The 11,455-nt window shown below is 67.4% G+C and carries 7 protein-coding genes and 1 pseudogene; 5 read left to right on the forward strand and 3 right to left on the reverse strand.

The features are described 5' to 3' along the window. Nucleotides 1–477 precede the first annotated feature (477 nt). The 4 genes and pseudogenes from AK36_RS34810 to AK36_RS29500 all read left to right on the forward strand — a co-directional run. Nucleotides 478–534, forward strand: a pseudogene (locus tag AK36_RS34810) (ESPR-type extended signal peptide-containing protein); the annotation flags it as partial. Between the two features lie 219 nt (nt 535–753). Further along, nucleotides 754–4,719 carry a YadA-like family protein gene (locus tag AK36_RS29490; RefSeq protein WP_404842519.1) on the forward strand — a complete coding sequence of 1,322 codons (3,966 nt, stop codon included), beginning with the start codon at nt 754–756 and terminating at the stop codon, nt 4,717–4,719. A 109-nt stretch (nt 4,720–4,828) separates the two neighbouring features. Then, the gene (locus AK36_RS29495) at nt 4,829–5,623 is read left to right on the forward strand and encodes an OmpA family protein (protein WP_045579998.1); all 795 of its coding nucleotides are present in this window, start codon (nt 4,829–4,831) and stop codon (nt 5,621–5,623) included. A 261-nt stretch (nt 5,624–5,884) separates the two neighbouring features. Then, nucleotides 5,885–6,694, forward strand: coding sequence for a LabA-like NYN domain-containing protein (locus AK36_RS29500; RefSeq protein ID WP_158348969.1), 810 nt, complete (start codon nt 5,885–5,887; stop codon nt 6,692–6,694). A gap of 72 nt (nt 6,695–6,766) precedes the next feature. Here the strand turns inward: AK36_RS29500 and AK36_RS29505 are convergent, their stop codons facing one another. After that, complete coding sequence (locus tag AK36_RS29505; protein ID WP_224383394.1) at nt 6,767–8,449, reverse strand: sensor histidine kinase; 1,683 nt, start codon at nt 8,447–8,449, stop codon at nt 6,767–6,769. A gap of 588 nt (nt 8,450–9,037) precedes the next feature. Here AK36_RS29505 and AK36_RS29510 point away from each other — a divergent pair. Beyond that, nucleotides 9,038–9,934 carry an EAL domain-containing protein gene (locus AK36_RS29510; RefSeq protein ID WP_224383395.1) on the forward strand — a complete coding sequence of 299 codons (897 nt, stop codon included), beginning with the start codon at nt 9,038–9,040 and terminating at the stop codon, nt 9,932–9,934. Nucleotides 9,935–10,002: 68 nt separating this feature from the next. Here AK36_RS29510 and AK36_RS29515 read toward each other — a convergent pair whose 3' ends face one another. Then, on the reverse strand, nt 10,003–10,995 hold the full coding sequence (locus tag AK36_RS29515) for a beta-ketoacyl-ACP synthase III (RefSeq protein ID WP_045579859.1): 993 nt from the start codon (nt 10,993–10,995) through the stop codon (nt 10,003–10,005). Between the two features lie 70 nt (nt 10,996–11,065). Beyond that, a complete protein-coding gene (locus AK36_RS29520; protein WP_045579860.1) occupies nt 11,066–11,395 on the reverse strand; it encodes an acyl carrier protein in 330 nt (109 codons plus the stop codon). Nucleotides 11,396–11,455 lie beyond the last annotated feature (60 nt).

Below are 11,455 nucleotides of genomic sequence, written 5' to 3' on the forward strand. Positions count from 1 at the left end.
GATTTCGCTTTACTTATATCGAGATTGAAAAATGTCGAATTCGCCGAGACGATCCACCGCCGTCCGAATATCCGGCCACGCAGCATTCAGGCGGCCCCTGCGCGCCAATAGCGCCGCGTCGCGATCGGCGCCGTCCCATCCCTCACGACGCACACGCGTCGCGGTCCAGCTCGCAATGCCTGCGCGCGCGGAGCGCACGTCGGACCACCGCACGGCCCACCTGCGCGCGACGCACCGACAGCCATCGAACGCGTTCGCACCGACGCACGGCAATGCGGCGTTCTCTGCCACGTCGAGTGCGGTCGCCGCGCTCGCCGACCCCGTCGCGCAACGACATCCGTGCGGCCCGTAAACGCTCGACGCCCCCCAAGTCCCCTCCACACCGGTCATGACTCTCCTTTCATTCACCGGTCCCGCTTCGGACTACGACCCAATCAACGCCGATAGAGAAGTGCTTATTCCACACGGAGCATCGAGATGAACAGAGTGCACAAAGTCATATGGAGCAACGCGCGGGGCGCGTTCGTCGCCGCATCCGAGCTTGGCAAGGCGCGCGGCAAAGGCAGCGCCGGCGGGGCGGCGACCATATGCGACGACCGCTGCGCGCAACCAAGCGTCGCGGCCGCACATCAACGGACAATCCGGTTGCTGGTCGGTCTGGCGATTCCCGTCTGGCTCGGCGCGTCGTGGCAGCTCGCCCATGCGCAGTACGCCGCGGGCACCGGCAGCGCGACCGGGACGGGCGATGTCGCGATCTCCGGCCCCGGCGGCGCAGCGGCCTCGGCCAGCGGCGGCCTGGGCGTCGCGATCGGCGGCGGCGCATCGACCACGGGGCTGAACGCGGTAGCGGTCGGCACGAACAGCCATTCGTCCGCCGCTGGCGCGATCTCGATGGGCGCGAATGCGCTTGCATCCGGCGGGAACTCGCTCGCGATGGGCGTCAACACGACGGCGTCCGGGCAGACCAGCACGGCGCTCGGTCCCGCGGCCATAGCCTCGGCGCAGATGGCGACGGCGGTCGGCCCCAACGCGCAGGCAACCGGACAATACGCCGTTGCCCTCGGGCGATTGGCCGCAGCGACCGACACCGCGGCGACAGCGGTCGGCACCAGCGCCGTCGCGGGCAGCACCGGCGCGAGCGCATTCGGGCAGGCGGCGACGGCGTCGAACAGCAGTTCGACCGCGATCGGCGGCAACGCCACGGCGAGCGGCATCGGTGGAACGGCGCTGGGGCACTCGGCGTTCGCGAGCGACACCAACGCTTCGGCACTCGGGACGTCCGCGACCGCTTCCGCGGAAAACGCGAATGCACTCGGCGACTTTTCGACGGCATCCGGCATCGCGAGCACGGCGCTGGGACCGGGCGCGCGATCGGTTGCGGACAATGCGATCGCCGAGGGCCTGAACGCCAGCGCGTCGGCCACGTCGGCCATCGCGATCGGCACGACATCGTCGGCGTCCAGCACCTTTGCCACGGCGCTCGGCGCGAACAGCACCGCATCGGGCGATCACGCGACGGCATTGTCGACCCAGGCGACGGCGGCCGGCGCCTATTCGGTCGCGACGGGATTCGAGTCGATCACGACGACCGCGGCGGCAGCGGGTGTCGCGTTGGGATCGGGCGCGTCGGTCAGCGGCGCGTCGGGCATCGCGATCGGCGTGAATAGCGGCGTATCGGCCGCGAGTTCGATCGCGATCGGGCCGGGCGGCACGGCCGGCGTCCCCGGTTCGGGCACGCAGGCGACGGGCGCCCAGGCCGTCGCGATCGGCAACAACGCGCTCGCCGGCGCGATCTATGCGCAGGCCTTCGGCAACCAGGCGACGGCGAGCGGTACCAGCTCGATGGCCTTCGGCAATACGGCCACGGCGGCCACGCTGTTCGGCATCGCCATCGGCAACCTCGCCACGTCTTCCGGTATCTCGGCCACGGCAGTGGGCGCGGGCGCGACCGCGAGCGCCGACAATTCGGTGGCGGTCGGCGTGAATTCGCATGTGGCCGGTTACGGCGGTGTCGCGCTTGGCACCAACTCGCAGGCGCTCGCCGGCTCGACAGTAGCATTCGGCGACACCAGCACGGTCGCGGCCGCCGCGGGCGCCGGCTCGATCGCCGGCGGCCACAACTCGCAGGTCGCGGGCGGCACGGGCGCCGTCGCACTCGGCGAAGGCCAGACCGCGAACGGCAACGGCGCGGTGGCGATCGGCGATCCGAACACCGCGACCGGCAACGGCGCAGTGGCGATGGGCGCCAACAACACCGCGAGCGGCAACGGCGCGGTCGCGCTCGGCAATACCAACGTCGCGAACGGCCAGGGAGCGGTGGCGCTCGGCAACGCGTCGCAGGCGAACGTCGCGGGCGGCGTCGCGCTCGGCGACAGCGCGGTCGTGCAGGCCGCCGCGACCAACGGCCTCGCGCTCGGCTCGGGCGCAATCGCGAGCGTGGCCAACAGCGTCGCGCTCGGCGCCGGATCGACCACCACCGCGGCGACCCCGACGCCCGGCGCGACGATCGGCGGCGTCGCCTATACCTTCGCGGGCACGGCGCCGGCCGGCGTGGTGAGCGTCGGCGCCCCGGGCGCCGAGCGGCAGATCCAGAACGTCGCGGCCGGTCAGCTGAGCGGCGCCAGTACCGACGCGGTGAACGGCTCGCAACTGTTCGCCACCAACCAGCAGGTCACGGCCAATACGACCGCGATCTCGAACATCAACAACGGCGCCGGCATCAAGTACTTCCACGCGAATTCGACGGCCCCCGACTCGTCGGCGACCGGTGCCGATGCGGTCGCGATCGGCGGCAACGCGCAGGCGACGATCGCGAACTCGGTCGCGCTCGGCGCCAACGCGACGACCACGGCGGCGACGCCGACGGCCAGCGGCGTGATCGGCGGCGTGACGTACAACTTCGCAGGCGCAGCACCGGCCGGCGTGGTGAGCGTCGGCTCGGCCGGCGCTGAACGGCAGATCCAGAACGTCGCGGCCGGCCAGTTGAGCGGCACCAGCACGGACGCAGTCAACGGCTCGCAACTGTTCGCCACCAACGAGCAGGTCACGGCCAATACGACCGCGATCTCGAACATCAACAACGGCGCAGGGATCAAATACTTTCATGCGAACTCGACGCTCGCGGACAGCCAGGCAACCGGCACGGACAGCATTGCCGTCGGTCCTCAGGCACTCGCCAGCGCGACCGACAGCTTCGCGGCCGGCACCGGCGCGCAGTCGACTGCCGCAAACGGCATGGCGCTCGGCACGCAGACGACCGCGTCGATCGCCGGCAGCGTAGCGATCGGCTCGGGCTCAGTGGCGGACCGCGCCGTCGCGGCGGGCAGCGGCACCATTCCGGCCGGCAGCCACACCGTGCCGTTCAACACGTCGGACGCAACGCTGCTCGGCTCCGTGTCGTTCGGCAGCGCGTCGGGGAACACCTACCGTCAGCTGACCAACGTCGCCGACGGCACGAGCGCGCACGACGCGGTGACGGTCCGGCAGTTGACCGGCGCGCTGCAATCGTTCTCGGTCACGCCGACGATGTACTTCCACGCGAATTCGACGGCGGCCGATTCGCTCGCCGTCGGCGCGGAGTCGGTCGCGGTCGGCCCGACGACCGTCGTCAACGGCGACAACGGCGTGGGGATCGGCAACGGCGCGGTCGTCCAGCAGACGGCGCCCGGCGGCGTCGCGATCGGACAGGCCGCGAATTCCGGGCAGGCCGATGCGATCGCGCTCGGCAGCGGCGCGAGCGCGACCGGCCCGCAATCGATCGCGCAAGGCGCCAACGCCGTCGCCAGCGCGTCGGGCGGCATCGCGATCGGTTCGGGTTCGAACAGCAGCGCCGCCGATACGCTCGCGCTCGGCGCCGGCGCGAGCGCGACCTTCGCGAACAGCGTCGCGATCGGCGCGGGTTCGGTCACGACGGTCGGCGCGCAGTCCAACTACATCGCATACGGACTGAGCAGCCCACAGTCGTCGGCAGGCGAAGTGAACCTCGGCAACCGCAAGATCACCGGCGTCGCGGCCGGCTCTGCGGGCACCGATGCGGTCAACGTCAGCCAGCTCGACGCGGTCAACCAGAACCTGACGACGCTGATCCAGAACCTCAGCAACACCAACGGCGGCTTCCCGTCGACACCCGGCTCGTCCACGCCGCCCGCCTCGACCGGCTCGAACTCGTCGGCCGGCGGCAACGGCGCCGTCGCGTCGGGTTCGAACAGCACCGCGGTCGGCAACGGTTCGACGGCATCCGGCACGGGTTCGACGACGATCGGCGCAGGCTCGACGTCTTCCGGCAACGGCTCGGTCGCGATCGGCGCCGGCAGCAACGACGAAGGACGCAACAACGTCGTCTCGATCGGCACGGCCAACTCGACGCGCCAACTCACGAACGTCGCGGCAGGGACCGCCCCGACCGACGGCGTCAACGTGCAGCAGCTGAATGCCGCGGTCGGCAACGCGAACGCCTACACCGACGCGAAGATCCAGGGGCTGCGGCGCGACGCGGACGCCGGTGCGGCGAGCGCAATGGCCGTCGCCGGTCTGCCGCAGCCTTCCGGGCCCGGCAAGAGCATGGTGGCGATCGCCGGCAGCTACTACCACAGCCAGTCGGGCCAGGCCCTCGGCATCTCGACGATCTCGGAAAACAATCACTGGATCTACAAGGCCGCCGTCACGACCAATACGCGCAACGACTACGGTGCCGTGATCGGCGCGGGCTATCAGTGGTGATCGCGAGAACCCGACATGCAACCGTGCCGCTCCGGGCTGCGCAACGCTTCATCGAGCGTTGCCGCGGTTGCCCGGCGCGCCGCTCCTCATACGATGCGAGAAACTGATCATGAAAATCCAATGGGCACTTGCGCTGTCTGTCAGCCTGCTCTCGGTTGTTTCCCTCGAAGGCTGCGCCGTCGACGGCCCGCCCCGATTCCCCGATCCGCAATCGGCCAGCCCGAAGGGCGGCACCTTCGTGAACGTAGCCAATCTGCGTAACGTCGGCCCCGGCCTGAACAAGGACCAGATGTTCGACCTGCTGGAGCCGCCCCACTTCAACGAGTGGTTCGTCGGTAGCCACACGTGGAACTACCTGTTCGATTTCCGCCGCGGCAATGAAGTCGTCACCTGCCAGTATCAGGTGCGATACGACGAGCACATGAAGGTGAGCAACACCTACTGGCGCGATCCCGCATGCGCCGATTTCGTCCGCGCACCGGCCGCCGCGCCTGCGGCCGCAGCCGCCGCGCCGGCCGCGACGCTCGAGCAGTTCACGCTGCAAAGCGACGCGCTGTTCGCCTTCGGCAAATCGAGCCTCGATTCGATGCTGCCGGCCGGCAAGGCGCAGCTCGACGACGCGGTCGAGCGCATCAAGCGCCACAACGAGATCACGCGGATCGTCGTGGTCGGCCACACCGACCGTATCGGCCCGGCCTCGGTCAACGAGCCGCTGTCGCGCGCCCGCGCGCAGACGGTACGCGCTTACCTGATCTCGCATGGCCTCGACGGCAGCGTGATCGAAGCGCGAGGCGTCGGGTCGAGCGAGCCGGTCACGCATTGCCCGCCGGGCCGCAGCAGCGCCGTGATCGCATGCCTGCAGCCCGATCGCCGCGTAGCGATCACCGTAAGCGGCCGCAACTGACGGCAGCGAAGCCGGCGACGCGCTTCACGCCTCGCCCGCGTGAGGCGCGTCGCCCGCCGGCCAATGGGCGCTGCCGCCGCAATTCCGGGCGACCGGGTGCCGCGCGGCGCGCGCTCGCGGCGCTCCATGCGGCGCCCGGTCGCCCGTGCCGCCCGCTGCGCGCGAGCCGGGCGCATGCCAATACTTCTATCCCCGTGACGTGGTGCGGCGGCGTCGATCCGTCACCTGATCGAGAAACCAGCAGGAATCCGGATGACGACGATGAGAAGGGTCGGCGTGTACGTGGATGGCAGCAGCATGGACGCGAACGGCGGTCACATGATGCGCTACGAGGTATTGCGCGCGCTGGCCGGTCGCGCAGGCGCCACGATCCAGCGACTGCATGCGTATCTGAGCTTCGACGAACGCCGCGCGTCCCGCTCGCCCGACTACGACACGCGGATGAAAGCCTATCAGGCGGCGCTGCGCGACAAGGGCTTCCGGGTCACGGTCAAGGCGCTCAGGCACTATGCCGACGAAGACGGCACGGAAACGATCAAATCGAATTCGGATCTCGGCATGGCGATCGACGCGCTGTCCGAATCGGACCGGCTCGACACGGTGCTGATCGCGACCAGCGACGGCGATTTCGCGGAAGTCGTGCGGGCGCTGCAGAAAAAAGGCTGCCGCGTCGAGGTGCTGGGATTCGACAACGTCGCGGCCGAGCTGCGCGACGCCGCCGATCAATTCATCAGCGGCTATCTGGTGCCCGGGCTTCTGCCGGTGCGCGATTGGGGTGGGGGCGGGCCGGCGTGGGGGCAAGTCGGCTCGCGCGTGCGTGGCATCTGCAATCGCTTCGAGCCGGACGACGGCTACGGCTTCATCGCGTTCTGGCCGTCGCTGCCCGACACGCCGCTGCTCGCCGCAGCGGAGACCAGCCCCGCCTATTTCCGCAGCAGCAGCGTTCAGGATCCGTCGGTGCTGTTGCGGCTGCCGTCCAGAAGTACGGTCCTCGAGTTCGAGCTGGCCACGCCGGCCAAACAGAACGGCGCGCCCGAAGCGCGCCGGATCCAGATCGTTTCGGGCGCATAGCGTGAGGGCCGCAGCCGCCGCAGCTGCGTTCGCGCAACGCCGCGCCGGCGCGCGTCACCGCATCGAGCGCGCTCAACCGCCCAACGCGGCGTCGTGATGGTGGCGCGACAGGAACATGAAGAACGTCGTGCCCTCACCGAGCGTCGATCGCACCTGCAGCTTGCCGCCAAGCGAATCCACGACGGTCTTCACGAATGCCAGGCCGAGACCGTGTCCGGACGATCCGGCATGGCCGTCCAGTTGCGTGAATTCCCGGAACAGTTTTTCCCGATCCTGCTCCGAGATGCCGATGCCGTAATCGGTCACGGCGATCTTCACGTGCCGCTCCGTGGCCGACAGTTCCACATCGACTGTGGACGCCTCGCGACCGAACTTGATCGCGTTGCCGATCAGATTGACGAACGCGCGGCGCAGCAATTTCACGTCCGCGATGGTGCTGAGACCGGGCTCGGCCATCAGGTTGACCGTGGTCGAGCGCGCACTCGCCTGCGGCAGCAGATCGTCGACCGCATCGCCGAGCACCAGCGCCGGATCCACCGCGGCCAGCTTCGGCGGCAGGCTCTCGGCCTTGGCGAGAAACAGGAAGTCGTCGGACAGGCTGAGCGCGCGCGTCGCATACTGCGAAACCAGTTCGGCGAAGCGCTGCGGCGTGTAGCGTGACGGATCGCGCCGGATCTGCGACGCCAGCGCGAGTATGGACGCCTGCGGCGAGCGCATGTCGTGCGACAGGAAACGCAACGCCATGTCCCGCTGTCGCTCGGCGAGCCGCACCGATGAAACGTCCGCCACATGGAATACGAGCGCGCGCTCGCCATAAGCAGATGGCCGGATCGGCGCGCACTTGATCAGCAGCGAGCGGCCGCCTCGCGAATTGGCGATCTCGATGCCCTGGTCCAGCCGCGATTTCGTCTGCGCCGTCAGATCGTCTCCTTCCGACGGGTGATTGAGACTCGTCAGCGCCTGAGCGGCAAACTCGATCGCGCGATGCGACGCGGTGATCTGAAACAACACGTCGGACACAGAGCGCCCGGCCGGCGAAGGCGGCGCGGCCGCGTCGGGGTCCGCACACAACGCGGCGACACGCTGGTTCGCCAGCAGCACGGTGCCGGTGGCCGACGCAATCAGCGTTGCCTCCGGCAGACTGTCGACCCATGCGTCGATCAACGCGCGATACCCGCGCACCTGTGCGTCCAGCGCGGCGGCCCGCTGGAGTGCGCGCCGAACCGGGTCGGCGCCATGCGAAACGGCGCGCGTCTCGGCGTGCAGCGACGGCTCGGCGGCGAGACGGTCGGCCAGTCGAACGACGAAGCGCAGCAACGCGCGTAGACGTCGCCATGACCACAGCAGGCCGGCAAGCACGCAAACGAACATGCCCGGAGCAGGTGGCAACCAGCGATGCTGATACTGGAACAGGGCAGCCGCGACGGCCGCGATCGCAACCGGCAACGCGATGGACACGATCACGCCCGCGCTCGGACCGAGCCGGTAGAGCAATACGCCAATCAGCACGACGACCGCCTCGTTGAACAGCAGCCGCCCGGCGAAACCGATCATCGGCGGCATCGCGGCCGCTCGCGAAGGCATGCGTGCGTCGTCGTTCGCCGGGCGCCCGGCGGCCGCGTTGCGGGCATCGGTCACGGTCGCAGCCGGTGAACCGCCTGCCGCACCAACGACAGATGGCGCTGCAAGGTCGAACAATGCCCGGTCGATGCGATGCAGCAGCGGTGTCGCGGTCAGCGCCGCGGCGAGCAGCATGAACGCTATCGTGACGTACGCCCACTCTCTCGCAAGATCGAAGCCCGCGTCCGGTGCGCGACGCGATCTCGATGCGAAGAATTTTCCGATCATGCCGATTCGACGATGCTTCAAGCTATCGCGCTACACGTCGCTCGCAGCGACGAACTCGAATTCCGCGAACTCGCCCCGCGAATCTCGAACATGACCTGCCCAATATGTGGAAACATCAAGCGTCGACCCGGAAACACGATATCTGGAAACATTCACGCAGACTCTGACGAAAAACACACAAAAAAAATCCTCTCATGCGCCGCCAGTATACATGTAAATCATTAGACATTGAAATCAACCGTTACCGTCCACATATCACATTTTTTCGAACTGTAATCATGTATCAAAACAATCTTACGGTCTCGAAAATTGCGAATCCGCTCTCGGTCAACTCCCCACGAACAACCAACAAAATCCACGACACAAGCCAATTACAGCCAATCAGGCAGATTCGAAAGTGCGAGCTTTCATAATTTTTCATAACGACGAAAGACTCGCCTTTTTAAGGAAATAAATATCACCGCAAAACCACCAAACGATTAAACAATTTTACATTTGTTTATTTTTGAAAGTTGTAATTCACATATCCGGCCAATAAAATCCCCTCATCACGAACCAGCACGTCTTCGGTTCAGCCGATATGGAATATTCATGAATCGCACGCTCGCAATGAACCATCCACTCAATGACGCCGAACGCGGGCTTCGCGAGGACGAATTCTTCTTCCTGCTGCAACCGAAATTCACGCTGCAGACGCTCGCGCTCAGCGGTTTCGAATACCTGATGCGCTGGCGACATCCCTCGCGCGGCGTGCTGGAGCCGAGCGCGTTCATCAGCATGGTCGAGGATTCGCGGCTCGCCGGACAATTCACGGATCTCTTGACCCAGCGGGCCACCCGAATGCTCGCGCAGTGGGCCGCGTCCGGCCATCACGCGTTGTCGATCTCCATCAACCTGTCGCCGCTCGAACTCGGACATGCGGATTTCCCCGCGCGCCTCGCCGCACTGTTCGATACGCTCGACGTCGACCCGCATCGCCTCGAAATCGAACTGACCGACGTCGTGCCGCCTGCGCGGCTCGACTGGCTGGTCGAGGCCATTCACGCGGTGCAGGCGATCGGCGTGCGCGTCGCGCTCGATGACTTCGGCGCGGGCTTCAACGCGCTGACGCTGCTGCAGCAGTTGCCGGTGGACATCGTCAAGTTCGATCGATCGCTGCTGCGCGACGTCGCGCAGAACGACGAAGCGATGCGTGTGCTCGAGACCCTCGTGCATCTTGCAAAAGTCCATCGCAAGCAGACCGTGGTGACGGGCATCGAAACGGCCGAGCAGTTCGAATGGGCCCGCGGACTGGCCGGCATCGAAGCGCAGGGTTTCTATCTCGGCGCGCCGCTTTGCCTGACCGAAGTCGACGCCTTCATCGCCGGCCACGCCCCCAACCCCGGCGGCTAGCGGTCGGCCGACGCGCATTCGGCGCTGCGCGTGTAGCCCGCACGGCCGGCACATCCGCGCGCTGCGCGCTACCAGCGGATCAGCGCCGATCCCCACGTGAAGCCCGAACCCATCGCCGGCGTCAGCACGAGATCGTTCTCCTTGATGCGCCCGTCGGCCACCGCTTCGGCGAGCGCAAGCGGAATCGACGCGGCCGACGTGTTGCCATGCCTGTCGACCGTGACCACGACCTTCTCCATCGGCAGGTTCAGCTTTACGCCGAGCGTCTGCACGATGCGCTGGTTCGCCTGGTGCGGCACGATCCAGTCGACGTCGTCCTGCTTGAGACCTTGCGACGCGAGCGCTTCCTGCGATGCCTCGGCGAGATTGACGACCGCATGCAGGAACACGTCGCGTCCTTCCAGATGCATCTTGCCGGCATCGCGCGTCGACGATACGCCGCCGTCGGTATGGATCTTGTCGTGATACCGGCCGTCGGAGTGCAGATGCGTGGTGAGGACGCCGCGCGGCGTGTCGCCGTCGCTGTGATCGCCGCGCAGCACCACCGCGCCCGCGCCATCACCGAACAGCACGCAGGTATTGCGGTCCTGCCAGTCAACGATGCGTGACATCGTTTCGGCGCCGATCACGATCGCGGTGCGGGCCTGGCCCAGCCGGATCATGTTGTCCGCGACCGACAGCGCGAACACGAAGCCCGAGCACACGGCCTGCACGTCGAACGCCGCGCCGCCGCGCATCCCGATGGCTTCCTGCACGCGTACCGCCGTTGCCGGCATCGTGCGATCGGGCGTGCAGGTGGCGAGCACGATCAGGTCGACGTCGGCCCCGCCGATGCCGGCGTGCCCGAGTGCAGCGCGCGCCGCGCCGATCGCAAGGTCGGACGTATGCTCGCCGTCCGCCGCGATGCGGCGCTCCACGATGCCGGTGCGCTGCGTGATCCACTCGTCCGTGGTGTCGACCATGCGGGCGATGTCGTGATTCGTCATGCGCCGCTCGGGCAGGGCCGAGCCGCAACCGACGACGCGCGACATGCGGGCGCCGGCGCATAGGTAGTCCGCCATCTTTCGTCCTCCGGTGAAGATCGGTGACGCGCGCCGGACGGCGAACCGCTCCGAAGCCGGCGCGCGCGAATTACCAGTTGCCGGTGCCGGCCGCTTCGTTCGACGCCGCCGCTGCGCTCGCGTCATGCCCGCCGAGCGACACGAGATGCTCGGCCAGCGAAATGAAAGTCGGATGGTCGTAGAGCACCGTGTCGTCGATCTTGATCTTGAGGCGCTCCTCGAGGAAGAACGCGAGTTCCACCGAATGCATCGAATCGAAGCCGGCGTCGGCGAAGGTCTGTTCGAGATCAGTCGGCACCTTCAGATGGTTCGCTTCGGCCCACTCCTGGATCCATGCGAGGATGGTTTGCGCAGTGACTGCGGAGCCGTTCACGGTTGCAGCTTGAAGTTGTTCGCTCATGGCATCGATTCCCTAAAGGCGGATGGACGAAAATGACCCGGCGCAAGCACCGGGCACGGT

The sequence above is a fragment of the Burkholderia vietnamiensis LMG 10929 genome (genome assembly GCF_000959445.1).
GTDB classification, from domain to species: domain Bacteria; phylum Pseudomonadota; class Gammaproteobacteria; order Burkholderiales; family Burkholderiaceae; genus Burkholderia; species Burkholderia vietnamiensis.

Excerpts from the sequence above, each read along its gene's own strand:
- AK36_RS29495 (WP_045579998.1), top strand. The coding sequence starts at position 4,829 with ATGAAAATCCAATGGGCACTTGCGCTGTCTGTCAGCCTGCTCTCGGTT.
- AK36_RS29500 (WP_158348969.1), top strand. The coding sequence starts at position 5,885 with ATGAGAAGGGTCGGCGTGTACGTGGATGGCAGCAGCATGGACGCGAAC.
- AK36_RS29505 (WP_224383394.1), bottom strand. The coding sequence starts at position 8,449 with ATGCTGCTCGCCGCGGCGCTGACCGCGACACCGCTGCTGCATCGCATC.
- AK36_RS29515 (WP_045579859.1), bottom strand. The coding sequence starts at position 10,995 with ATGGCGGACTACCTATGCGCCGGCGCCCGCATGTCGCGCGTCGTCGGT.
- AK36_RS29520 (WP_045579860.1), bottom strand. The coding sequence starts at position 11,395 with ATGAGCGAACAACTTCAAGCTGCAACCGTGAACGGCTCCGCAGTCACT.